The 25033-nt window shown below is 68.4% G+C and carries 21 protein-coding genes; 16 read left to right on the plus strand and 5 right to left on the minus strand.

Features of this window, described 5'->3' with window-relative positions:
• The first annotated feature begins 29 nt into the window (after positions 1–29).
• Positions 30–1469, plus strand: coding sequence for an aldehyde dehydrogenase family protein (locus tag H0X91_RS00775; protein WP_077190564.1), 1440 nt, complete (start codon positions 30–32; stop codon positions 1467–1469).
• Positions 1470–1547: 78 nt separating this feature from the next.
• On the opposite strand, the gene H0X91_RS00780 is transcribed toward H0X91_RS00775, so the two are convergent.
• Positions 1548–2405, minus strand: coding sequence for a FadR/GntR family transcriptional regulator (locus H0X91_RS00780; RefSeq protein ID WP_006497935.1), 858 nt, complete (start codon positions 2403–2405; stop codon positions 1548–1550).
• A 229-nt stretch (positions 2406–2634) separates the two neighbouring features.
• Here H0X91_RS00780 and H0X91_RS00785 point away from each other — a divergent pair, with 229 nt between their 5' ends.
• The 10 genes from H0X91_RS00785 to H0X91_RS00830 all read left to right on the plus strand — a co-directional run bounded on the left by H0X91_RS00785 (position 2635) and on the right by H0X91_RS00830 (position 14924).
• A complete protein-coding gene (locus H0X91_RS00785; protein WP_006485185.1) occupies positions 2635–3843 on the plus strand; it encodes an ABC transporter substrate-binding protein in 1209 nt (402 codons plus the stop codon).
• Between the two features lie 70 nt (positions 3844–3913).
• Positions 3914–4774, plus strand: a complete 861-nt coding sequence (locus tag H0X91_RS00790) for a branched-chain amino acid ABC transporter permease (protein ID WP_006497936.1) — start codon at positions 3914–3916, stop codon at positions 4772–4774.
• On the plus strand, positions 4771–5739 hold the full coding sequence (locus H0X91_RS00795) for a branched-chain amino acid ABC transporter permease (RefSeq protein WP_230877860.1): 969 nt from the start codon (positions 4771–4773) through the stop codon (positions 5737–5739). Before H0X91_RS00790 ends, H0X91_RS00795 begins: the two co-directional genes overlap by 4 nt.
• A 71-nt stretch (positions 5740–5810) precedes the next feature.
• Complete coding sequence (locus H0X91_RS00800; RefSeq protein ID WP_006485184.1) at positions 5811–6578, plus strand: ABC transporter ATP-binding protein; 768 nt, start codon at positions 5811–5813, stop codon at positions 6576–6578.
• A complete protein-coding gene (locus tag H0X91_RS00805; RefSeq protein WP_006485194.1) occupies positions 6575–7276 on the plus strand; it encodes an ABC transporter ATP-binding protein in 702 nt (233 codons plus the stop codon). The genes H0X91_RS00800 and H0X91_RS00805 overlap by 4 nt, the downstream gene beginning before the upstream one ends.
• 34 nt (positions 7277–7310) lie before the next feature.
• Positions 7311–8600 (plus strand): Zn-dependent hydrolase, encoded by a 1290-nt coding sequence (locus tag H0X91_RS00810; RefSeq protein ID WP_196432710.1) that lies wholly within the window; start codon positions 7311–7313, stop codon positions 8598–8600.
• Positions 8597–10099, plus strand: a complete 1503-nt coding sequence (locus H0X91_RS00815; protein WP_196432711.1) for a M81 family metallopeptidase — start codon at positions 8597–8599, stop codon at positions 10097–10099. The genes H0X91_RS00810 and H0X91_RS00815 overlap by 4 nt, the downstream gene beginning before the upstream one ends.
• 127 nt (positions 10100–10226) lie before the next feature.
• Positions 10227–11414 carry a beta-propeller fold lactonase family protein gene (locus H0X91_RS00820; RefSeq protein ID WP_062911520.1) on the plus strand — a complete coding sequence of 396 codons (1188 nt, stop codon included), beginning with the start codon at positions 10227–10229 and terminating at the stop codon, positions 11412–11414.
• A 644-nt stretch (positions 11415–12058) separates the two neighbouring features.
• A complete protein-coding gene (locus tag H0X91_RS00825) occupies positions 12059–14554 on the plus strand; it encodes a GH92 family glycosyl hydrolase (RefSeq protein ID WP_196432712.1) in 2496 nt (831 codons plus the stop codon).
• A 49-nt stretch (positions 14555–14603) separates the two neighbouring features.
• The gene (locus H0X91_RS00830) at positions 14604–14924 is read left to right on the plus strand and encodes a beta-mannosidase (RefSeq protein WP_196432713.1); all 321 of its coding nucleotides are present in this window, start codon (positions 14604–14606) and stop codon (positions 14922–14924) included.
• On the opposite strand, the gene H0X91_RS35205 is transcribed toward H0X91_RS00830, so the two are convergent.
• Positions 14878–15012, minus strand: a complete 135-nt coding sequence (locus tag H0X91_RS35205; RefSeq protein WP_006767081.1) for a hypothetical protein — start codon at positions 15010–15012, stop codon at positions 14878–14880. The genes H0X91_RS00830 and H0X91_RS35205 overlap by 47 nt on opposite strands.
• Positions 15013–15423: 411 nt before the next feature.
• Between H0X91_RS35205 and H0X91_RS00835 the strand changes: the two genes are divergently transcribed.
• Positions 15424–15909 carry a hypothetical protein gene (locus H0X91_RS00835; protein WP_058903835.1) on the plus strand — a complete coding sequence of 162 codons (486 nt, stop codon included), beginning with the start codon at positions 15424–15426 and terminating at the stop codon, positions 15907–15909.
• A gap of 72 nt (positions 15910–15981) precedes the next feature.
• Entirely contained in the window at positions 15982–16791 is an 810-nt protein-coding gene (locus tag H0X91_RS00840; RefSeq protein WP_080322383.1) for an alpha/beta fold hydrolase, read from the plus strand.
• 46 nt (positions 16792–16837) lie between these two features.
• On the opposite strand, the gene H0X91_RS00845 is transcribed toward H0X91_RS00840, so the two are convergent.
• Genes H0X91_RS00845 through H0X91_RS00855 form a run of 3 tightly spaced genes read right to left on the minus strand, consistent with a single transcriptional unit; the run spans position 16838 to position 20924 of the window.
• On the minus strand, positions 16838–18826 hold the full coding sequence (locus H0X91_RS00845; RefSeq protein ID WP_230877862.1) for a DUF4034 domain-containing protein: 1989 nt from the start codon (positions 18824–18826) through the stop codon (positions 16838–16840).
• Positions 18827–18840: 14 nt separating this feature from the next.
• Entirely contained in the window at positions 18841–19623 is a 783-nt protein-coding gene (locus H0X91_RS00850) for a DUF1266 domain-containing protein (protein WP_196432715.1), read from the minus strand.
• Entirely contained in the window at positions 19617–20924 is a 1308-nt protein-coding gene (locus H0X91_RS00855) for a hypothetical protein (protein ID WP_196432716.1), read from the minus strand. Before H0X91_RS00855 ends, H0X91_RS00850 begins: the two co-directional genes overlap by 7 nt.
• Before the next feature lie 611 nt (positions 20925–21535).
• Here H0X91_RS00855 and ampC point away from each other — a divergent pair.
• The 3 genes from ampC (at position 21536) to H0X91_RS00870 (ending at position 24983) form a co-directional block, all read left to right on the plus strand.
• The gene (ampC, locus tag H0X91_RS00860; RefSeq protein ID WP_196432717.1) at positions 21536–22705 is read left to right on the plus strand and encodes a class C beta-lactamase; all 1170 of its coding nucleotides are present in this window, start codon (positions 21536–21538) and stop codon (positions 22703–22705) included.
• A 264-nt stretch (positions 22706–22969) separates the two neighbouring features.
• A complete protein-coding gene (locus H0X91_RS00865) occupies positions 22970–23881 on the plus strand; it encodes an NAD-dependent epimerase/dehydratase family protein (protein WP_006497951.1) in 912 nt (303 codons plus the stop codon).
• A gap of 199 nt (positions 23882–24080) precedes the next feature.
• Complete coding sequence (locus H0X91_RS00870; protein WP_048988543.1) at positions 24081–24983, plus strand: LysR substrate-binding domain-containing protein; 903 nt, start codon at positions 24081–24083, stop codon at positions 24981–24983.
• Positions 24984–25033 lie beyond the last annotated feature (50 nt).

Raw genomic sequence — 25033 nt, forward strand, 5'->3', positions numbered from 1 at the left:
CGCGGCATCCGTCATTCCAGGAGCATTCGATGCGAACCTCACAGCAGTCCTATATCGACGGCCAGTGGCGCGATCCGGCCGAGGCGCGATCGATCGACGTGATCGATCCGGCCACCGCGCGGCCGTATGCACGGCTCGCGATCGGCGACGCGGCCGAGGTCGACCGTGCGGTCGGCGCGGCGAAGCACGCGTTCGACACGTATTCGCGCTGGTCGGTGGACGAGCGCGTCGCGTTGCTGAAGCGCGTCCTCGAGATCTACCAGCGCCGCTACGAAGAAGTCGCGCAGACGATCAGCCAGGAGATGGGCGCGCCGATCGCGTTCGCGCGGGCGATGCAGGCGGCGGTCGGCACCGCGCATCTCGAACAGACGATCCGCGCGCTGCAGTCGTTCCGCTTCAGCACGCAGACCGGCTCGCTGCTGGTGTCGCACGAGCCGATCGGCGTGTGCGCGCTGATCACGCCGTGGAACTGGCCGATCAACCAGATCGTGTGCAAGGTCGCGCCGGCGCTCGCGGCCGGCTGCACGATGGTGCTCAAGCCGAGCGAGATCGCGCCGTTCAGCGCGATCCTGTTTGCGGAGATCCTGCACGAAGCCGGTGTGCCGGCCGGCGTGTTCAACCTCGTGCACGGCTACGGACAGGAAGTGGGCGACGCGCTGTCGCGGCATCCGGACGTCGACATGGTGTCGTTCACGGGCTCGACGCGCGCGGGCGTCGAGGTCGCGAAGGCGGCGGCCGATACCGTGAAGCGCGTGCACCAGGAGCTCGGCAGCAAGAGCCCGAACCTGATCCTGCCCGATGCCGACATCGAGGATGCCGTCACGCGCGGCGCGCGCAGCTGCTTCAGCAACAGCGGCCAGTCGTGCAACGCGCCGACGCGCATGCTGGTGCACGTCGATCATCTGGCGCGGGCCGAGCAGGCGGCGCGCCGGGAAGCGGAACGCACCGTCGTCGGCGATCCGCGTTCGACGGAAACCGGCATCGGGCCGGTGGTCAGCCGCACGCAGTTCGAGCGCATCCGGCACTTCATCCGGCTCGGGATCGAAGAGGGCGCGACGCTCGTCGCCGGCGGCCCCGGCCGGCCGGAGGGGCTCGCGGACGGGTTCTACGTGCGGCCGACGGTGTTTTCGAACGTCACGCCGGGCATGACGATCGCCACGGAGGAAATCTTCGGACCGGTGCTGTCGATCATGACCTACCGGACCGAGGACGAGGCCGTCGCGCTCGCGAACGATTCGGTCTACGGGCTCGCGGCGTACGTGCAGTCGAAGGATCTCGAGCGCGCGCGCCGGATCGCCGCGCGGTTGCGCGTCGGCAACGTCCACATCAACTACCCGGCATGGAACCCGGCCGCGCCGTTCGGCGGCTACAAGCGCTCGGGGAACGGGCGCGAGTACGCGGAGTTCGGCCTCGTCGAGTATCTGGAAACGAAGGGCACGACCGGGTACACGGAAGGCGACGCGCGATGATGGCCTGAGCGCGCGGAAGAAGTCCGCGGGGTCGCCGCGCAGCGGCCGGCCCCGACGCCACGCCGCCGGTGCCGCCGCTCAGCGCTCTTCCGCGTCCGCCTCGGCCGCATCGGGTCCCGCCACCGGCGCGGCGGCGGCCCGCCGGCGAATCTCGGAATCGAGGATCAACCGCCCGCGCAGCTTCCCTTTCATCCGCTTCACATGCTTGGGCGCCTCGGTCATGTGCTCGACCATCAGCGCCCGGACGCGCTCGGCGTCGCGCTCGCGCGCGGCCTGCAGGATCGCCTTGTGAATCGACACGTTCGCTTCGCCGAAGCGCTTGTGCTCGACGAGCGGCGTATCGTTCCGGAACTCGATCAACTGCCGGATCATCTCGTTGATCAGTTCGCAACTGAAGCGCAGGAACGGATTCGGATTCGCGGCCGCGAGGATATCGTGGAACGTCGTGTCCTCCTGCCGCTGACGCAGCATGTGGCCGCGATCGTGCACGCCCGACGCGCCGTCGCAGCACGCGATGTTCGCTTCCAGCGCCGCGAAGTCGCGCTCCGTCAGGTGCGGCACGGCGCCGGCGGCCAGCTCGGGTTCGAGCAGCTTGCGCACCGTATAGATGTCGTCGATCGTCACGTCCTTGAAGAACAGGTAGTTCTGCAACAGCTGAAGCGTGCGGTCGAGCGGCACCTCGACGACCATCCCGCCGCCCGACGGCCCCGTGGTGACCTTGATGAGCCCCTGCACCTCGAGCGACTTCAGCGCTTCCCGGATCGTGCTCTTGCTCACCGCATAGAGCTGCTGCAGCTCGGCTTCGCGCGGCAGGCGGTCGCCCGGCTTCAGGTCCTTCTCGGTGATCAGCCGCTTGATCTCCTCGGCGACGAGGTCGGCCCGCTTCGGCTGCTTGATTTCGACCGCGAGGCCCGCCCTGGCTCGGTCCATGACCATCTTCACGACTCCTTTGTCTGACCGCGCGCCGCGTCATCGTCGACGATCGGTCCCGGCGCGGGTACGGAATTTTGCCTGATTGACACCAATTTTGATCAACTCTAGCATCAGGTTCATTCTATTTATCATGATAAATAGAATGAACCGGCGGTGCGCATCCAGGAGTGGCGTGGGCACGGTTTGGCAGTCGGTCGTATCGCGTGTGTCCCCCATCATGAGGAGCGTCAACTTGAATCGCCGAGAACTGTTGAAACTGGCCGCGCTGTCGGCCGTGCCGGGCGCGCTCGGCAGCATGTCGTCCCGTGTCGCGTTCGCGCAGGGCTCGCCCATCCAGCTCGCCTGCCCGGTGCCGATGTCCGGCCCGTTCGCCGCCAACGGCAAGTACGCCGATCTCGGCATGCAACTGGTCGTCAAGCAATACGGCAAGGTGCTCGGCGCGCCGCTCGCCTATACGGCGCTCGATACCGAGGGCAAGCCCGCGACCGCCGTGCGGCGCGTGCAGGAGATCGCGCAGCAGAAGGGCGTGCGATTCTTCGCGGGCGGCATCCTGTCGTCCGAATCGCTGGCGATGGGCAAGGAAGTCCAGAAGGCGGGCGGCGTGTTCATCACGACGGCCGGCGCGGACGAGATCACCGGCAAGGACTGCAACGCGGCGACCTTCCGCTGGTCGGTGCCGACCTTCGGCGCGATCGAGCAGACGGTGCGCCCGTTGATCCAGATGCTGCCGAAGGCGAAGCGCTGGTACACGATCACGCCGCAATACGTGTTCGGCGACGGGCTGCTGTCGGCCGCGAAGGCGATCTTCAAGGAAAAGGGCATCGAGCACGTCGGCAACAGCTACCACTCGCTCGCCGAGAAGGAGTTCAGCGGCTACCTGACGAACGCGGCCGCCGCGCAGCCCGACGTGCTGCTGATCCTGAACTTCGGCTCGCAATCGTCGGACACGCTGCGCCAGGCCGTCAGCTTCGGGATGAAGCGCAACTGCACGATCCTGCTCGCGTGGGCGTCGGGCCTCGAACAGTTCGAGGCGCTCGGGCCGGACATCTGCGATGGCGTGTATTTCGGCGCGCAGTACTGGCACGGCATCGATTCGCCGCTGAACCGCGATCTGGTGAAGCGCGCGAACGCCGCGTTCAAGGCGAACCCGAACTACAGCCTCGCGGGTTCGTACATCTGCTCGAAGATCCTGATCGACGCGATGGTGAAGGCCGGCAGCGCCGATCCGAAGAAGGTCGTCGCCGCGATGGAAGGGATGAAGTACGACGGCCTCACGGGCCCGGAGGAAATCCGCAAGGGCGACCACCAGGTGCTGAAGAACTACTACCTGCTGAAAGGCAAGCCGAAGGCCCGGATGAAGAACGCGGACGACTATGCGGACATCGTCAGCTCGGGCCAGTCGTTCCTGCCGCTCGACAAGACGGGCTGCAAGCTCGCTTGACGCCGTGCATGCGTTCGCGGCGCATCGCGCGCCGCGGGCGTCCGTTACCTTCCTTTCCGACACGGAAGCCATGAACGTCTATCTGCTGCAGATCGTCAACGGCATCGGCGTGGGCATGCTGTATTTCCTGCTCGCCGTCGGCCTGTCGATCGTGTTCGGCCTGCTGCGCTTCGTGAATTTCGCTCACGGCGCGTTCTATTTGCTCGGTGCGTATCTCTGCTACCAGGCGCTGCAATGGTCGGCGAATTTCTGGGTCGCGCTCGCGATCGTGCCGCTCGTGGTCGGCGCGTTCGCGTGGGGCGTCGAAAAACTCGTGCTGCGCCACGTGTACGCGCAGCAGCACGAATTCCACATCCTCGCGACGGTGGGGCTCGCGCTCGTGCTGCAGGAGTGCGCGATCCTCGCGTGGGGGCCGCTCGGCGACAACGTGCCGCCGCCCGACGCACTGAACGGCGTCGTGATCTGGGGCGGCTTCGTCTATCCGAAGTACCGGCTGTTCGTGATCGGGTTCACGGCCGTGCTCGCCGCGCTGCTGTGGTGGGTGCTCGACGGCACGCGGCTCGGCAGTACGGTGCGCGCGGGCAGCGAGTCGACGGAGATGGTGTCGCTGCTCGGCATCAACGTGACGCGCGTGTTCAGCCTCGTGTTCGCGCTCGGCGCGGCGACGGCCGCGCTGGCCGGCGTGCTCGCCGCGCCGATCCGCGGCGTCGATCCGTTCATGGGGATCGAGGCGCTCGGCGTTGCATTCGTCGTGGTGGTCGTCGGCGGAATGGGGAATTTTCTCGGCGCGCTCGTCGGCGGCCTGCTGGTCGGCATCGTGCAGAGCCTGATGAGCACGCTGTGGCCGGAAGGCGCGCGGCTGATGATCTATGTCGCGATGGCCGCCGTGCTGCTGCTGCGTCCGAACGGTTTGCTGGGGAGGGCCGCATGATCGAATCGTCGAAACCGCTGCCGCCGGGCGCGGCGGCGTCGCAACGCCCGCGGCCGTGGCGCGGAGCGCTGCAGCGGCCGGAAGGCTGGCTCGCGGTGGTGGCCGCGTGCGTGTTGCCGCTCGTGTTGAGTTCGGGCTCGCTCGCGACCGAAGTGCTGGTGTTCGCGCTCGCCGCGCTCGGCTGCAACCTGCTGCTCGGCTACACGGGGCTGCTGTCGTTCGGGCAGGGCATCTTCTTCGGGCTCGGCAGTTACACGGCGGGGCTGGTGCTGACGCGCGGCGTCGCGTCCGTGACGGCCGCGCTGGTCGCGGCCGCGGTGCTCGGCGCGATTGCGGCCGCACTCGTCGGCTGGTTCTCGATCCGGCAGCGCGGTACGTACTTCGTGATGCTGACGCTCGCGTTCGGGCAACTGTTCTACTTCCTCGCGTATACGACGCCGGATGTGACGGGCGGCGACAACGGGTTGCTCGACATCCCGCGTCCGGCGCTGTCCGCGTTCGGCCATCCGCTCGTGTCGCTCGATTCACCGTGGCGCTACTACGGCTTCGTCGCGGTGCTGTTCGTCGCGGTGTTCTGGCTGCTGCTGCGCGTGTCGCGCTCGGTATTCGGCCGGACGCTGCTCGCGATTCGCGACAACGAGGCGCGCGCGGCGGCGGCCGGCTACGACGTGAAGCGCTTCAAGCTCGCGGCGTTCGTGATCTCGGGCGCGGTCACGGGCCTCGCGGGCGCGCTGCACGCGCTGATGACGGGCATCGCGCCGCTGTCGAACATCGACTATCACACGAGCGAGATGATCCTCGTGATGACGGTGATCGGCGGCACGGGCAACCTGTTCGCGTCGGTGCTCGGCGCGGCGTTCTACGTGCTGTTCGCGGACTGGCTGTCGACGCTGTGGCCGCGCTGGCTGCTGCTGCTCGGCCTCGTGCTGATCGCGGTCAGCCTGTTCATGCAGCGCGGGTTGTGAGGGCTGGGCGAACGCGTCGTGGCGTCGCTGCGGCGTGGCGATCGCACGGTGGTCACGGTCAAGGAGCGGCAATGAGCGAAGCGATTCTCGAAGCGCGCGGCATCGTCAAGCGCTACGGCAAGTTCACCGCGCTGGGCGGCGTCGATCTGCGCATCATGCCGCGCACCGTGCATTCGGTGATCGGCCCGAACGGCGCGGGCAAGACGACGCTGTTCCATACGCTGACCGGCACGCTGCCGATCACGTCGGGCTCGATCCTGTTCGACGGGCACGACGTGTCGCACGAACCCGATCACAAGCGCGTGCGGCGCGGCATCGCCCGCTCGTTCCAGGTGACGAGCCTGTTTCCGAACCTGAGCGTGCGCGAAAACCTGCGCGTCGCCGCGCAGGGCGTCGAATCGCGGCGGGCGCTCAATCCGTGGACGCCGCCGCGCGGGGCGCTCGCGCACGACGGCATCATCGACGACGTACTCGAGCGGCTCGGCCTGCAGCGCTTCGCCGACACGGCGTCCGGCGTGCTGTCGCATGGGCAGCAGCGCCGGCTCGAGGTCGGCATGGCGCTGGCGGCGCGGCCGCGCGCGATCTTTCTCGACGAGCCGACGTCGGGCATGGGCATCGACGATCTCGACGACATGAAGGCGCTGATCCGCGGCCTGCGCGACGACTACACGGTCGTGCTGATCGAACACAACATGGGCATCGTGATGGACATCTCGGACACGATCACGGTGATGCAGCAGGGACGCGTGCTGGTCGAAGGCCGACCCGATGCGATTCGCGGCGACGCGCGCGTGCGCAGTGCGTATCTCGGCAACATGATCACCGGAGGCCGCGCATGATGCTCGACGTGAAGGAGGTGCACGCGTGCTACGGCAAGAGCCACGTGCTGCAGGGCATTTCGCTGAACGTGAACGAAGGCGAGACGGTGACGCTGCTCGGCCGCAACGGCGCGGGCAAGTCGACGACGCTCAAGACGATCGCCGGCGTCGTCGCGCCGACCGGCGGCACGGTGACGTTCGCGGGCCGGCCGGTGTCCGGGCAGCCGGCGCACCGGATCGCCGCGCGCGGCCTGTGCTTCGTGCCCGAGCATCGCGGGATTTTCCGGCTGCTGTCGGTCGAGGAAAACCTGCGGCTCGGCGCGCGTCGCGATTCGCCGTGGCAGCTCGACGACATCTACCGGATCTTTCCGCGGCTGAAGGAGCGTCGCCGCAACGGCGGCGCGCAGTTGTCCGGCGGCGAGCAGCAGATGCTCGCGATCGGCCGCGCGCTGATGAATCATCCGCGGCTGCTGATGCTCGACGAACCGGTCGAGGGGCTTGCGCCGGTGATCGTCGAGGAGATCGTCGCGCAGTTGAAGCAGATCAAGGCGGCCGGTGTCGCGATCCTGCTCGTCGAACAGAACCTCGAAGTGTGCACGCAGCTCGCGGATCGCCACTTCGTGATCGAACAGGGCGTGATCGTCTACGAAGGCAGCAACGCGGCGTTCGCGGCCGACCATGACGTGAAGGACCGCTACCTGGGCGTCGGTGTCGCATGAGCGCCGGGCCCTTTCAATGCGAGGAATGGCAACGATGCAAGTACAGGATGTGACTCCGGGCGTCGCGGCGTCCGGCTTGCGCGTCGATGGCGCGCGGCTGTGGGACAGCCTGATGCGGCTCGCGCGGATCGGCGCGACCGAAAAGGGCGGCGTGTGCCGCCTCGCGCTCACGGACCTCGATCGCCAGGCGCGCGACCTGTTCGTCGCGTGGGCGAAGGACATCGGTTGCACGGTGCGCGTCGATGCGATCGGCAATATCTTCGCGCGGCGCGCGGGCGAGCGGGACGACCTGCCGCCCGTGGCGACGGGCAGCCATATCGACACGCAGCCGACCGGCGGCAAGTTCGACGGCAACTACGGCGTGCTGGCCGGCCTCGAGGTGCTGCGTACGCTCGACGCCGCCGGGGTGCGCACGCGCGCGCCGCTCGAGGTGGCCGTCTGGACCAACGAAGAAGGGTCGCGCTTCGTCCCGGTGATGATGGGCTCCGGCGTATTCGCGGGCGCGTTCACGCTCGACCATGCGCTCGCGCAATGCGATCGCGACGGCGTGTCGGTGCGCGATGCGCTGGCCGCGATCGGGTACGCGGGCAGTGCGGACGACGAGCGCGGCGCGCATCCCGTCGGCGCGTATTTCGAAGCGCATATCGAGCAGGGGCCGGTGCTGGAGGCGCACGACACGACGATCGGCGTGGTCGAGGGCGCGCTCGGACAACGCTGGTACGACGTGACCGTGCACGGGATGGAGGCGCATGCCGGCCCCACGCCGATGGAACTGCGCCGCGATGCGCTGCTGGTCGCGGCCGATCTCGTGCGCGCGGTGAACGGCATCGCGCGCGCGCATCCGCCGCACGGACGCGGCACGGTCGGCTGGGTCGACGTGCACCCGAATTCGCGCAACGTGATTCCCGGCCGCGTGACGCTGACCGTCGACCTGCGCGCGGCCGACGACGCGACGCTGACGGCGATGGACGCGCAACTGCGCGCGGCATGCGCCGACCTGGGCGCGGCGGCCGGGATGCGGATCGACATCGAGCCGGTCGTGTATTTTCCGCCGCAGCCGTTCGATCCGGCGCTGGTCGAGCAGGTCCGCGCCGGCGCGCGCGCGCTCGGGCTGTCCTCGATGAACGTGATCAGCGGCGCGGGCCACGATGCGGTGTATCTCGCGCGCGTGGCGCCGACCGCGATGATCTTCGTGCCGTGCAAGGACGGGATCAGCCACAACGAGATCGAGGACGCCGATCCGGCACATCTGGAAGCCGGCTGCAACGTGCTGCTGCATGCGATGCTCGGCGCGGCCGGGATTGCGGAGGGCCGTGCACGATGAAGATCCTGATCGCCCGGATGAACCACGAGACCAATACGTTCTCGCCGGTGCCGACGCCGCTCGCCGCGTTCGGCCGTAACGGCCCCGACCGGGGCGACGATGCGTATCGCGCGAATCGCGGGATGCGCACCGCGATGGCCGCGTTCATCGACGCGGCCGAGCGCGAAGGCGCCGATATCGTGACGCCGGTGTCGGCCGCCGCGAACCCGAGCGGGCCGGTCGCGGCCGACGCGTATGCGGCGATCTGCGATGCGATCGTCGCCGCCGCGCCGGGCTGCGACGCGGTGATGCTCGACCTGCACGGCGCGATGGTCGCCGAGCAGAGCGCGGACGGCGAGGGCGACCTGCTCGCGCGGGTGCGTGCGGCGCTGCCGGCTGCGCCGATCGCGGTCGCGCTCGACCTGCATGCGAACGTCACGCAGAAGATGATCGACAACGCGGACGTGATCGTCAGTTTCAAGACGTATCCGCACGTCGACATGTACGAGACCGGCGAGCATGCGGCGCGGCTGCTGCTGGACCGACTGCACGGCCGCGCGCGGCCCGTGCTCGCGTGGCGGCAGCCGCCGCTGATGACGTCGACGCTGCGCAGCGCGAGCGCCGAAGGCGCGATGCGGCGCGCGGTGGAAGCCGCATGCGCGGCCGAGGCGAACGGCATGCTCGCGGTCTCGGTGCTGCCCGGTTTCTCGCTCGCGGATATTCCCGCGCCGTGCATCAGCGTGGTCGTGGTAGCCGACGGCGACCGCGCCGCGGCCGACGCCGTCGCCGAACGCATCGCGCGGCAGATCTGGGATGCGCGCGACGAATTCGTCTATCGCAGCGCGCCGCTCACCGAATCGGTCGCGCAGGCCGCGGCGCTCGCCGACGGCGCGGACCGCCCGGTGCTGATGCTCGATCACGGCGACAACTGCATGTCGGGCGGCCCGTGCGACACGATGGACCTGCTCGAAGCCGCGCTCGCGCACGGGCTCGACGGGATCGTCAGCGGGCCGTTGTGCGACCCCGAAGCCGTCGCGGCGCTGATCGACGCGGGCGTCGGCGCTACCGTCACGGTGCCGGTCGGCAACCGTCTGCCGTCGCACGGCGGCGTGCGGCGCGAACCGTTCCGCGCGACGGGCATCGTGCGCGCGATCACCGACGGCGAGTACGTGATCACGGGGCCGACGTACACCGGGCAGCGTGCGTACATGGGCCGCGCGGCGGTGCTCGACATCGGCACGGCCACGCTCGTCGTCACCGAGCGCACGCAGGAGCCGTGGGATCTCGGCGTGTTCGAGAGCGTGGGTGTCGATCCGCGGCGCGCGCGCTTCCTGCTGCTGAAGTCGCGGATGTATTGCCGGCCGGTGTTCGTGCCGCTTTCGTCCGCGCTGGTCGAATGCGACAGCCGCGGCGTGACGGGCTCGGACTTCGGGCTGTTTCGCTACGCGCGGCTCGCGCGGCCGGTGTATCCGCTCGACGACGTCGTCGAGTGGTCATCGGGGACGCGACGCACGGATTGACGGAACCGGACCGGGCGCGAGACGCCGGGTCGGCCCGCTTTCGGGCATCATCCGATAGCGCCGGCCCGTCGAGCAGCAGGGCCGGGCAATCCATTGCGTCCGCAACCGATCCGGAGAACCGATCGCCATGCATTCGAATCCTTTCCGCCTGCGCAGCGCGCGTCTGCTCGCCGCGCTGACCCTCGCCACGACGGCCGTTGCCGTGCACGCCGCCGACTGGATCGTGTCCGGCAACGACGGCAAGTACCAGCGCGTCGAGGGCCGCGACACCTATCTGCCTGCCCCGCCCGCCGACACGCTGACGCTGCTCGACGCCAGCACCTTCCCGCCGAAGGTCGCACTGCAGGTCGACGTCGAGAACGGTATCCAGGGGCCGCCGCAGGCCGTCGCGATCACGCCCGATGCGAAGCTCGCGCTCGTCGGTGCGCCGACGCGCTACGACACGGCTGCGAAGCAGCTCGTATTCGACACGTTTCTACAAGTCGTGAATCTCGACAGCGCGCCGCCGGCGATCACGCGCATCGAGCTCGGCACGCATCCGCAAGGGATCGCGATCGACCGCTCGGGCCGGCTCGCGCTCGTCGCCAACGTCGACGGCAGCGTGTCGATCGTGCGTATCGACGGCACCCACGTGACGCTCGACGGCAACCTGAAAATCGGCAAGAAGCGGCTGGCCGGGATCAGCTTCATGCACGACGGCAAGCATGCGCTCGTGTCGCTGCGCGACGAGCAGGGCATCGCGGTACTGAACGTCGACGACGGCAAGGTGACCGACAGCGGCACGCGCCTGAGCACCGGCGTCGCGCCGTATACGATCGACGTGTCGAGCGACAACCGCTGGGCCGTCGTCAGCAACGTCGGGCTCGCGGGGCTGCCCGGTTACTCCGGCACGCTCGCGGGCGACGCCGATTCGGTCGCGCTGATCGACGTGTCGCGCGTGCCGTTCCGCACGGTCCAGTACCTGACGGTGCCGTCGCTGCCGGAAGGCGTCGCGATTTCGCCGAACGGCAAGTGGATCGCCGTGCAGGCGATGGACGGTTCGAACCTGACGGCCGACAACCCGGGCCGCCACAAACTCGGCAAGGTGCTGCTGTTCGAGATCCGCGACGGGCAGGCCGTGAAGGTGAGCGAGGCGCCCGGCGGCGAAGCCGCGCAGGGCATCGTGTTTACCGCCGACAGCCGGCACGTGATCGTGCAGTTCAACGTCGAACGGCAGCTTGCGCTGTATGCGGTCGACGGCGGCAAGCTGCGCGATACGGGCAAGCGGATCGCGCTGACCGGCGGCCCGTCTTCGCTGAGGACGTTGCCGCGCTGACGCGCCGCCGCGCGCTTCGTCAATTCTTTCGCATCCCTGAGTGAACGGGGCGCCCGGAGTCGCCGGGCGCCCGTCGCCGCACATCCCGCTCCGGCTGGTTGCAACGCAACAAACGCGGGAAATTTGTGCTCAAAGCCACTTAACTCACAATTGTTTAGTTAAACAAACTGAAAATTCGGGAAACTTCTTGTGGTGAATAAACAGTCGTTACGGCACTGTTAAGTCCCCGGGAAGGGAGCGCCGGATGCGGTGCCGATTCGGTGGGCAGCACGCCCGCGCCTGCCGCGATAGCGGCAGGCGCCGGAAATTCGCAAGCGGAAGTCTGCGCGGCGCCGATTGGGGGGAAGCCGGCGTCGCGCCGCGCAAGGTGGCAAGCCTGGCGGCGCGTCGGAACATCGTCGACGCCGGATGATTCGTTTAATTAATGGTACTAAACGAAAATGAAAAATCCACGACTCTTGATCGTCGCTGCACTGACGTGTGCGGCGCTCGCCGCGTGTGGCGGCGATGACGTGAACGGTACGTCGACCGCCGGCAACGGCGGCACGGACGGGCCATCGACATCGGGGCCATCGCAACCGGGACAACCGGGGCAGCCAGCGCAACCGGGCCGGCCGTCCACGCCGACGCCCACGCGTACCAACATGCAATTGACGCAGTTCGTCAACCCACTGATCGGCACGCAGGTCAACGGCGACTCCGGTTACGCGGGCAACGTGAACCCGGGCGCCACGGTGCCGTTCGGGATGGTCGATTTCGGGCCGAGCACGCCGCGCTACAACTTCAACGGGTCGGGCGGCTACCTGTCGTCGGGCGGATCGACCGGTACGATCGATTTCTTCAGCGTCACGCACCTGAGCGGCGTCGGCTGCCCGGGGCAGGGCGCAGTCGCGATGCTGCCCACGGACGGGGCGAACGCCATCGCGCCGGGCGGCAGACCGGCCGGCGTCGGATACAGCTATGCGGATGAAGTGGCTCAACCGGGCTACTACAAGGTGCGCCTCGCGAACGGCATCACGACGGAACTGAGCGCGACCGCGCGTTCCGGCCTCGCGCGCTTCACGTACACGGACAAGAACAAGGGCTTTTTCTCGATCGATGCGAAGCTGAACGGCAACAGCGATTCGGGCAGCACGAGCATCACCGCAAACAACGTGGCGCTCGCGCTCGCCAGCGACGGCCGGTCGATGAGCGGGCAGGCGGTCGCGCCGGCGTTCTGCACGCCGTACGGCACGATCTGGAATGCTCCCGTGTATTTCTATGCGACCTTCGACAAGCCGCTGCGCAAGCAAACGGGTACGTCGTCGGTGAATACCGCGAGCAACGGTGCAGCGACACTGCAGTTCGACCTGACCGATGCGGACAAGACCGTGACCGTGAAGGTCGGCATCTCGTCCGTCAGCGTGTCGAACGCGCAGGCCAACCTCGCGGCCGAGGGCGAAAAACTGGCGTTCGACGATGCGCGGACGAAGGCCTCCGCGGCGTGGAACGACCGGCTCAACACGATCCAGATCGATCAGGCGAAGGACCCGGCTGCACTGAACGCCACGCAGAAGGCGAACCTCACGAAGTTCTACACGGCGCTGTATCACGTGTTCAGCGCGCCGACGCTCTACAGCGACACGAATGGCGAGTTCCGCAGCATGCGTCAGCCGAAGAACGCGAACGGCGGCTATCCGACCTCGGTGGACCGGACCGGCACCGTCCCGCAGCGTGCCACCGCGAACGTCAAGGACTATGCGTACAAACGTCCGGACGGCTCGCAAGGCGGCGGCGCCAATCACTACACGGGTTTCTCGCTGTGGGATACGTATCTTTCCCAGGCGCAGCTGCTTGCGATGCTCGCGCCACAGGAAGCGAGCGACATGATGCAGTCGCTCGTCGTCGACGGGCTGCAGTGCGGCGCGTTTCCGCACTGGGTCGACGGCAGTGACGATTCGACGCCGATGGCGGGCGACAACGCGCTGAACGTGATTGCCGGTTCCTACAAGTTCGGCGCGACCGATTTCGATCTGGTGTCGGCCGCGCGCCTGACGAAGCAGTCGGTGTTCGATCCGTCGAGCGCGTGCAACGACCGCGCGAGCGCACCGGGGCTCGCCAATTTCCTGACGGCCCATTATCTGTCGCAGAGCGACGACGGCCATTCGTCGTCGGCGACCATCGAGCGCGTGCTGAGCGACCGCTCGGCGGCCGCGTTCCTGCAGGCGCTGCCTGCCAGCGTGCTGAACGCGCCGTCGGTCGGCGTGACGGCGGACAACATCGGCACGCTGTACACGCGCGCATCGTGGTGGCGCAACATCTTCGACTACCCGAACAAGGTGATCGCCGCGCGTAACGCGCCGCCGGCCGGTGCGGCGCCCGGCGCGCTGGGCGCGCTCGTGCCGGGTTCGTTCCACGAATCGACGGAGCCGAACTACTTCTGGTCCTTCGCGCAGGACTGGTCCGCGCTGATCGATGCGATCGGCGGCAAGCAGGCGGCCGTCGCGCGGCTGAACAAGCTGTTCGCGATCACGACGCCGTATTCGACGGTGCCGACTTCGGGCAGCCTGAACGGCGGCGAATCGTCGAACGGCCTCTATATCGGCAACGAACCGTCGTTCCAGTCGCCATGGGGCTACAACTGGGCCGGGCAACCGAGCGGGGCGCAGTACATCCTGCCGATCATCATGGCGCAGACGTTCGGCACCGGCCGCGACGGCCTGCCGGGCAACGACGACATGGGCGCGACGTCGAGCTGGTACGTGTGGGCGACGCTCGGCATGTTCCCGGTCATTCCGTCGGAAGCGGGTCTTGCGTTGTCCACGCCGCAATTCAGCGGCATCACGGTCTGGCTCGGCAACGGCAAGACGCTGCGGCTCGAAAGCGACCAGCAGGTCGCGGCGGACGATACCGGCCGTGCCGCGTTCCCGTATATCCAGTCGCTGAAGGTCAATGGAGCCGACTATGCCGGGTCATGGCTGCCGCTGGGCAAGATCGCCAACGGTGGGACGATGCGCTACGCGCTGTCCGCGACGCCGACGCAATGGGCGGCCGCCGACAACCTGACGCCGCCGTCCGGGCCGAACGCGGACTATACGCAGATGACCGCCGGCGGCGCGTCGACTGCGATGCGCACGCAGCGCCAGATCGGCGCGCGATAAAGGCAGGGATGCCCGCAGGGCAGCTGCGCTGCGCGCATCCGCGGAGACGATGCCATCATGGAGGACAACTACAATCCTGCCGGCGTTCTGCAGCGACAACTATCTGAACCTGATGCCGGGCGCGAAGCGGCAGATCACGATCGACCTGCCGCATGCGAACGGCGCCCTGATATCGCGCGTCGCGTTGCGGATCGACGGGTGGCGACTCGATCGGCCGAACTGCAGGCTCGGGCTCGGCGGTGTGCCGGTCGGGTTCAACGAGCGCGCGCTGACGGTCGATCAGGCGGTGGCGACGTTCGCGAGTGCCCGCGTCGCGACGTGCGTCAGGGACGCAGCAGATCGAACCCGCCGAAGACCACGACACCGCTGAGCACGATCATCGCGACGGAGTGCTGGCCGAAGTAGAGAATCGCGGCGGCAAGCCACGTCGTGATGCAGAAGGCGCCGATGCGGGCCATCGTGTGTTCCTCGAATGCGTGATGAAGCGAATGCATGCCGCACGGCGTTCGCCGCTCGCGTGGATGAGCGGGGGGACGCAGGGCAGACGAACGGAAAAGGCGACCCGGAAAGCCGCGATGGCGGCGTCGGCACAGGTTGCATGCCGCGTGCAACGGCGCGGAGAGTCGAAGCCGGCGGCCGTGGCGCGTTCGGGCCCGACGGAGGCGGTCGATGTGCGTATCCAGCCGGCGAAGCAGCGATTCTACCAGCGCCGCCCGCCTGCCAATCTGGCCCTTTCGCGGTCGATTGAAGTGCGCGCGGGGCAATCCACCCGGCCCCGATATTCAAGTTTCGTGTGACGAATGCCGTAAACGAACTGGAAGGCGATTTTCGCCCTTGTCACTTCGTTTACCGACACACGGACCGACACGATGCAGATCGATTTCTCCACGACCGCGCGATCCCCGCTCGCGGACAGCGGCGTGACCGCGAACGCACCCGCCGCGACGTCGTCCAGCGGCGGCACGGCGGATGCAGCGAGCACGACGGGCACGACGGGCACGACCGGCGCCACGGGCGCGACCGACACGACCCGTACCACCGGCACGAAGGATTCGACCGGCGCCACCGGCGAAACGCTCGGCGCGGCGGGCGCATCGTCGGAAGACCCGGCGGTCGCGCAGTTGAAGGCGCTGATCGAGCGGCTGCAGAAGCAGCTCGCGACGCTGGAGCGGCAGATGGCCACTGCGGCGCAGCGCGCGAAGGACGACCCGGCCGCGGCCGTCGAACAGCAGTCGCTGAGCGCGGAAGCCAGCGCGATTTCGGCTGCGCTCGCGACGGCCATCTCGCAACTCGCGGCGGCGCTCGAAAAATCCGGCGGCTCGCCGTCGGGCGGGCTGGTGTCGACGCAGGCCTGAGCGCCCGCGGCGGCACGTCGGCCGCCCGCATTACAATCGCAAGCTCGTCTCCCTCTCGAGGACGGCTGAACGATGCATGCGGAACCCGACGACGAACTCGTTCGCTTCGACGCGCACGGCGGCACGCCGCTGCCGGCGGCCGACGCGGAAGGATGGATCGACCACGACGGCGCACGCATGTGGCACGCGTCGTTCGGCCAGGGGCCGGCGGTCGTGCTGCTGCACGGCGCCCTCGGCCACGGCGGCAACTGGGGCAACCAGGTGCCGGCGCTGCTCGCGGCCGGCTACCGCGCGATCGTGATCGACAGCCGCGGGCACGGTCGCAGCACGCGCGACGACCGACCCTATTCGTACGAACGCATGGCATCGGACGTGCTGGCCGTGCTCGACGCGCTGCACGTCGACCGTGCACGCTTCGTCGGCTGGAGCGACGGCGCGTGCATCGCGCTCGTGCTCGCCGCCCGCGCACCGGAACGCGCGGCCGGCGTGTTCTTCTTCGCGTGCAACATGGATCCGGGCGGCACGAAGGAGATGGTGCCGAGCCCGCTGATCGACCGCTGTTTCGCGCGGCATCGCAAGGACTATGCGCGACTGTCCGCGACACCGGACCAGTTCGATGCGTTCGTCGCGGCCGTCAGCGAAATGATGCGCACGCAACCCGATTACACCGCGCAGGACCTCGCGGCGATCGCCGTGCCGGTGGCGATCGTGCAAGGCGAGCACGACGAATTCATTCGGCCCGAGCATGCGGCGTACTTGGCACGCACGATCCCCGGCGCGACGCTGACGATCCTGCCCGGCGTGAGCCATTTCGCGCCGCTGCAGCGGCCCGAACGGTTCAACGCGGCGATGCTGGCGTTTCTCGAGCGGCTGCCGGGATGATGCACGCACGGCCCGCCGGCGAGCGGGCGCGTGCGTCGGCCCGGGTTCAGACCATCGCGTTGTCGGCGCCCGGAATTTCGTGCGCCTTGATCTGCTTGCGCTGCAGCTTGTAGCGCAGCTTCCCGAGCATGCCGTCCTCGTGGCTGACGCGCGTGATGTTCTGCACGTATTCGTCGTCCGGTGCGATGGCCTGCGCGCCCATGATCCATCGCACGCTTTCGCGATAGTCGTACAGCGACTTGTCGTTGATGTCCGCAAGGAAGAACGACAGCGCGGCCATCGCGGCAGGGTGACCGCCTTCGGCATGTCGGCGCAGTTCGTCGACGTAGCGATGGCGCGACGGATAATCCTCGATGTCGCCGATGAACATCAGCATGCACTCGAGGCCGTCCGTATGCCCCATCTCGTGCGCCTTGCGCGCGGCCTCGACGGCCTCGGCCTGCATGCGCACGCGTTCGGCACGGTCCGTGCTGGTCTGCCCGATGTGATGGTACGTGTAGCCGAGCCGGTACGCAGCCATGTTGCCGCCGGCCTCCATCGATTCGCGGAAGTAGTGGGCGGCGCGGTACGGGTCGGGCTCGACATGCGTGCCGTCCTTGTAGAAGCAGCCGAGCAGGTAGCCGCACGAATCGCCGCCCGCCTCGTAGCCGAGCTTGCAGATGGCGAGGGCATCGGCGGGGCGCCGGTTCTCATACTCGAACGCGGTGGCGATCTGGTTCCATGCGAGCGAGCCGGGCTCGTTCTCGCGCGCGGCTTCGAGCCAGGCGTCGCCGCGCGCGTCGTCCCGCGCGAAGCCGAACGTGCCGGTGCGATGCGCATAGCCGCGCAGGATCATCGCCGACGTGCAGGCGCGCGCGTCCGATGCACGTTCGATCGCGCGGGGCAGCCAGTCGCCCTGTGGATCGAGGCCGAGCGCCAGCCGCAAGCCCATCGCCATCGCGCGGTTGTCGTCGATCGGCTCGTTGCGTTCGGCTTCCTGCAGCCGCGCGTAGGCTTGTTCGTACTCGCTGCGCTTGAAGTGGCTGTACGCGAGCCAGTGCAGCGTTTCCCAGCGGTGATACGGATGCAGCGCGGCCTGCGCACGCGCGAGCGTCGCGGTCATCGCGTGGCGTGCGTCGTCTTCGTCGTCGTTCGCATCGAGCGTGTTGCCGGCGTAGTCGTCGCGCCAGATCTCGTGCAGCAGCCGGTCCTTTTCGACCGCATCGAGGTGCGCGCACGCGTCGGACGCGACGAACGCGCGGATGTGATCGTGCGAGCCGCCCCAGCGCGGCTGCATGTACCAGATGAACGTGCGCATCGGGAAGAACAGCTTCGGGTGGACGTGCAGCGTCGCCTCCATCCAGTACCACTTCTCCTTACGCAGCTTCTTGCCCTGGACCGGGCCCGGCAACGCGTCCGGAAATGCCGGCGGGCAGGCGACCGGCACGTCGGGATTCAGCCCCGAACGCGCGAACATCTGCTGCAGTTCGGCGTGCGTGGCTTCGTCGTCGGCGCCGGCGTTCAGCTGCAGTTCGGTGACGGGCCAGCGGCGCTCGCGCACGAGCTGCGCCAGCCACTCGGGTTCGCCGAACGACGACACGCTCGTGAAGATCACCATTGGCGCGCTCCACATCGTCGGCGCGAGCGCCAGCGCGCGCAGCGCGGCGACGAGCGTCAACGTCGCGCACGCATGCGCGCCGATCCAGCCGGCTTCGGTCACTGTTTCGGCCCAGCCGCCGCCGCGGTATTCGTAGGCCCAGTGGTGCCAGTAATGCGCTTCGCACAGCCACGCGTGCGCGGAGCGCGGGTTCGCGGCCTGCCACGCGCGCAGGCGCGCGAGGCCCTCGGCGCCGGCGTCGAGGCACGGCTGCACGTCGGCCGGCAGCGCGTCGACGTACCGCCCTTCGGCGATGCGATCGTCGACGCTCGCGGCGAGCGCGGCATCGAGTTGCGCGTCGAGCGCGGCGAACTCGCCCGCGCGCAGCAGCGCGTCGACGTCGCAAATGAACCAGCGGGATGTCGCGGGCGGAATCAGGTCGGCGGAAGCGGAGGACATGTCGGTATCGGCGGTCATGACGAAACGGGTTGAGGATCGAAGATGCGGTAGCGCTTCCACGGCAGCGAAAGCCAGTTTCCGGACGGATTGCGCAGGTACTCGCGCACTTCCTGCGTGGCGCGCGACGACGCGGGGCCGTCCTGGCCGCTGCCGCGCAGCCACTGCTGGCGCGCCCGCGCATACGCGAGTCCGAAGTCTTCCCAGCTGTCGAAGCTGTCCTGCGCGCGCTGGGCGTTGAGCAGCAGCACGACCCACGCGTGCTGTTCGGACGTCCAGCCGAGCAGCGCGATGCAGCGCACGAGAAATGCGGTGCGCGCGCAGTCGAACGCGAGTGCGTCGCGCACGCGCCCGACGGCGGCGAGTTGTTCGTAGAAGCCGTCGTGCGAGCGGCCGACGCCGCGGATCCAGCCCGCAAGGATCGACGGCACGCGCTGCACGATCTGCCACTCGGGCAGGTCGGCCGGCAGGTCGAGTTCGCGCCTGACCTGGCGTGCGAGCCGTTCGCGCTGCGAATCGGGCAGCGCATGGACGAGATCGTCGCAATCGCAGCGCAGCCCGTTGCGGATCAACAGGATGTCGGCCAGCGCGAGCGCCCAGCGACGGCGGTTCGGCGGCGCCTGCTCGGCCTGCGCATGCGCGAGACGAACGGCCGTGGTTTGCCGTACCGGCACCGCGCTGTCGGCGCCCGCGGCCTGGTCGGCGTCGACTTCGCACACCATCCGCGCGGCGACCCGGAACGAGCGACACACGTACCACACGAGCCACAGCGCGACCGCGCCGAGCAGCAGTTTCAGCATGACGGGCTCCCGTCCGCCGGCACGGGCAACGCGAACGCCGCGCACAGCGCGGGATCGATCGCGATGCCTTCGATCTCGAATGCGGTCGTGGCCGGTGGTGCATTCGGTGCGCGCGCGGCCGGCAGCGCATCGGCCGGCAATGCGTGGCGCGCGGCCGCCGCGACGGCCGGATCGATCTGCCGCAGCTGGCCGAGCGCATAGGGCGCGTTGCGCAGCAGCAGCCATTGCAGCACGGCCGGCGGCTGCTCGAAATGCTCGATCAGGTGGAAGTTGTCGCTCATCACGCTCAGCAGATGGTCGGGCGAGCGCACGTCGGTGACGAAGGTCCAGGCGCCGGTGGCCGCGCCCGGCGCGTCCGGCTCGAACACGAGGCCCATGCCCTCGCAATCCGGATGGCGCTCGCCGCGCGGCGCGAGCGCGCGCAGGAACTGGCGGACGTCGTCGGCATAGCGGCGCACCGGATGACGATTCTGCTTGCCCTTGATCTGGTCGATGCGCAGGCCGTCGCCGCTGACCTGCAGGCTGATCGTCACGTGCGGCTGGTTGCCCGCGCCGCGCAGCGTGAACAGGCGCAGCCGGCCGTCCTGCGCGGCTTGCGCGTACTGCTCGCCGTAGCCGCCGCGCAACCGGCGGCGATCCGCGAACTGGCCGAGGCAGTGCTGCATGTAGTACGACTCGTACGCGAGCTCCTCGCGCAGCGCCGCATGGCTGCCGACGAATTCGAACACGATTCCGTTCGGCGTGCGCAGCACCTCGCGCAGCGCGAGGCCGCTGCTCGGCACCCAGCCCTTGTCGCGGCGCGCCTGCATCCGCTGGTGCTCGCGTTCCCACATGTCGAGCGCCATCGCGCAGGTGATGCGCTGCAGTTTCTGCGCGAGCCGCGTGCCGGCGCGCGAGCGCAGGAATTCGACCAGCACGCGTTCGCGGTCGATCAGCAGCATGTGCTCGGGATCGATGAAGTAGAGCCGCGCGGGCTCGGCGGCGAGTGGCGGCGCAGCGTCGGCCACCTGGCCGGGTGCCGCGGACGCCGCGGACGCCGGTTGCGCGCGGAACCGGCGCACGAGCCATTCGGGCGCCGGCCGGTCGGCGCCGGCGAGTGCGCGGTAATCGGCGAGCGAATCGAGCGGCTGCGCCTGCTCGAACGCACCGACGACCCAGCGAAAGAAATGGTTGCCGAGCCACGCACGGATCTCGGCCGGATCGTCGCGCTCGGTGCTGCGGCGGGCGATCGCCGCCTTGATGTCGGGCGCATTGACGACGTCGCGCGGCCGATAGGCCGACGCGGCCATGGTTTCGGTCACGGGCTCACTCTCCGGTCGGGCAGGGCGTGCGCGGGCGGTGCGCGCAGGACCCTGGCGGTTCTTTTGGCTCAACGGCGAAACGGCGAACGTGCGCGCGCAAGAACGCGCTGGCGTCGCGTATTCCGGTTCAGGTCGATCGGTGCGTGAACGTCACGCGAGCGCGCGGGAGCCGATGACGCGGGAGCGGGCGAGCGGGATAGGGCGATTCATGGATTCTCTCAGGTCGGATTTTATTTTTGGCTTTCGCGAGTCTACTTCGATCCGTGCGGATGAATCAATCACGCGGCTGGCCGGCGCCGCTGGATCTGACAAGACTTATCTCTTTTTCATCGATTTTCGACGCGGCGCCACCCGGCCGCCGGATTCGATGCTGTTAAAACCGGCAGGTTTTCCCGGAAAACGGGTGAGTAGCCCGGCTATGACGGCGGCCTCGTTCCCGCCTTCCACTTATCTCATAAGTTTTTCTTTCGGCTCGCGCAACATATCGTCGATTGTTGGCGGCCGGGTGGTAGCGGATAGTCCTGCTTCGACAGGCCGGTCGCCACCTTTTTCGCGCGGCGCGGCCGGATCTGTTGTCCATGCAACCATCGGAAAGAGAAGGAACCGCCCCCATGCGATTCAATGCGACACGCTTCGCCGCGACCCTGTTGGTCGCCGCATGCGCGACCGCCACGGCCGGTCGCGCGGCCGCCGTCACGCAGGACGACCTCCGCGACACCGTCACGCGCCAGATCGCGCCGCTGATGAAGCAGTACGCGATTCCCGGCATGGCGATCGGCATCGTCGCCGACGGCAAGCCGTACGTGTTCGACTACGGTGTGATGTCGAAGCAAACCGGCAAGCCGGTGACCGGCGACACGCTGTTCGAGATCGGCTCGGTCAGCAAGACGCTGACCGCGACATTGGCGTCGGACGCGCAGGAGGGCGGCGAACTGTCGCTCGCGGACCCTGCAGGCAAATATCTGCCCGAGCTGCAGGGCAAGCCGTTCGGCGTCGTGACGCTGCTCCAGCTCGGCACGCACACGCCCGGCGGAACGCCCCTGCAGGTGCCGGACAGCATCCGCGACGACGCGGGCCTGATCCGCTATCTCGACGCGTGGCGGCCCGCGTATGCGCCGGGCACGCACCGCAAGTATTCGAACGTCGCGATCGGCATGCTCGGCTGGCTCACCGCGAAGGCGATGCACCAGGATTTCGCGACGCTGATGGAGCAGCGGCTCTTTCCCGCGATCGGGATGACGCATACGTACATCAACGTGCCCGCCGCGCGCATGGCCGACTATGCGCAGGGCTACACGAAGGACGGCAAGCCGGTGCGGATGACGGAAGGCATGCTGTGGCAACCGGCTTACGGCGTGCGGACCACGGCGGCCGACCTGCTGCGCTTCGTGCAGGCGAACATGGGGATGATCCACACCGCGCCGCGCCTGCAGCGCGCGATCGAACGCACGCACACCGGCTACTTCCGCGCGGGGCCGCTGACGCAGGACCTGATCTGGGAACAATACGCGTACCCGATCGCGCTGCCGACGCTGCTGGCGGGCAACGCGCCGAAGATGCTGTTCGATGCGGTGCCGGCCAGCGCGATCCAGCCGCCGCTCGCGCCGAACCCGGCGACCTGGATCAACAAGACGGGCTCGACCGGCGGTTTCAGCACGTACGTCGCGTTCGTTCCCGCGAAGCGGATCGGGATCGTGATGCTCGCGAACGGCAACGTGCCGATCGAGGAGCGCGTGAAGGCCGCCTACCGGATTCTCGGGTCGCTCGGCGACGCGCGGTAACGTTGTCGCGCCCGCCCGTCGGGAAGCGTTCATGACGGGCGGGCGAGCCCGTGGTCGGCGGCTCGGGCCGGCGGCACGAGATCGCGGCCGACGGCTGCACGCCGGTCGAAGCGGGCTTCGCCTGACGCGGCCCATCATCCCGCCGCGCGCAAAACTGTTTTAGCGATTCACGCCTTCCGCCGTCGGCACCGGCCGTCGATACTGCGACGCACGACATTTCGCGGGACGGGCGCCGCATGGCCCGTTTCGCCTCCGGAGCAGCGGATGAAAGGCATCAGGATATTCGTGACGGGCGCGACCGGCTACATCGGCGGCTCGGTGGCCGCGCGGCTCGTCGCGGCAGGGCACGTCGTCACCGGGCTCACGCGCGATGGCAGCCACGCCGCGAAGCTCGCGGCGGCCGGCATCATGCCGGTCGTCGGCACGCTCGACGACACGGCGCTGCTGTACGCGTTCGCGCGCGACGCGGACTGCGTCGTCAACGCGGCGAGCAGCGATCACCGCGAGGCCGTCGAAACGATCATCGCGGCGCTGAGCGGCTCGGGCAAGACGTTCCTGCACACGAGCGGCACGAGCGTGATCGCGGACGATGCGCAAGGCGCACACGGCGACGCGATCGTGTTCGACGAAACGACGCCGATCGTCGAGCCTGCGAAGGCCGAGCGCCGCGCGATCGACCGGCTCGTGATGTCGGCCGCGTCCCTCGGCATCCGCTCGGCCGTGATCTGCAACAGCATGATCTACGGCGACGGCCTCGGCCTGCGTCGCGACAGCGCGCAACTGCCGCTGCTCGCGGCCATCGCGCGCGATGCCGGCGCGGTGCGCGTGATCGGCAAGGGGCTGAACCGCTGGTCGAACGTGCACGTCGCCGACGTCGCCGACCTGTATCTGCGTGCGGTCCATGCGGCGCCACCGGGTGGGTTCTACTACGCGGAAAACGGCGAAGCGTCGTTCGCGCAGATCGGCCGTGCGCTCGCCGCGCGGCTCGGGTTGCGCTCGGTCGTCGAATGGGACGTCGCCGATGCCGCGCAGGCGCTCGGTCACTCGCGTGCGCATTTCTCGCTCGCGTCGAACAGCCGCGTGAAGGCGCTGCGTGCGCGGCGGGAACTCGGATGGGCGCCGAAGCACGGCGCGATGCTGGACTGGATTCGCGACGAGATGCCCGTCGCGGCCTGACGCGGCCGCTTCGCGTCGTCTGACGAAAAGCTGCGCGTGTTGGCGTGGCCGGCTTCCCGCTTCACACCCGATTGTTCGGACAATATTCGCCGCGAATTATTGAATCGAAATCAACTGTGATTCGCACGCGCGCCCGCTTATCAAACCGGCGCGGCGGCACTATCGTGGCGGTTCCTGACACCGCTGACGACTGCCGACCATGAAGACGACCCTCGACGAGATGCTCGCGTTCGTGACCATCGCCGATACCGGTTCGTTGACGGGGGCGGCGGACAAACTGCACCAGCCGACCTCGGTGATGAGCCGGATCCTGCGACGCCTCGAGGAAAAGCTCGATACCACGCTGATCCGCCGCACCACGCGCCGCCTCGAAGTGACCGAGGAGGGCAAGCTCTTTCTCGACTACGCGCGCGAAATCATCGCGTCGGTCGAATTCGCCGAGGAACAGATCGTCAGCCAGCGCGAGACGCCGGCCGGGCGGCTGCGGATCAATGCGGCGATGCCGTTCATGCAGCACGTGATCGCGCCGATGATGCCGGGCTTTCGCGACGCGTACCCGGCGATCGAGGTCGAACTGCATACGAGCGACGAGATCATCGACCTGCTCGAACAGCGCACCGACGTCGCGATCCGGATCGGCGAGCTGCGCGATTCGACGCTGCATGCACGCCGGCTCGGCAGCAGCCGGCTGCGCATTCTGGCGAGTCCGGCTTATCTGGAGAAAGCCGGCGTGCCGACGCGTGTCGCCGATCTCGCGAACCATACGCTGCTCGGTTTCGTGCAGCCGGAGACGCTGAACCACTGGCCGCTGCGCACCGCGGACGGCGACGTGTACCGCATTCATCCGGCGCTGCAGGCGTCGAGCGGCGAGACGTTGCTGACGCTCGCGCTCAATGGCGCGGGCATAGTATGCCTCGCCGACTACATGACGGGCACGCATCGCCGCGATGGCAGCCTCGTCGAACTGCTCGTCGACGACACCATCGAGTTTCGCCAGCCGATTCACGCGGTGTTCTATCGCAACACGACGCTGTCGTCGCGCATCGTCAGCTTTCTCGACTATGTGAGCGCGCAGTTGAAGGCAGGCGGCGACATCGATTGACGTCGATGCCGCCCGCACGGGTTCACGCGACGTAAAAAGGGCGGCGGGTT

Source organism: Burkholderia sp. 9777_1386 (assembly GCF_015712265.1).
GTDB classification, from domain to species: Bacteria; Pseudomonadota; Gammaproteobacteria; order Burkholderiales; family Burkholderiaceae; genus Burkholderia; species Burkholderia cenocepacia.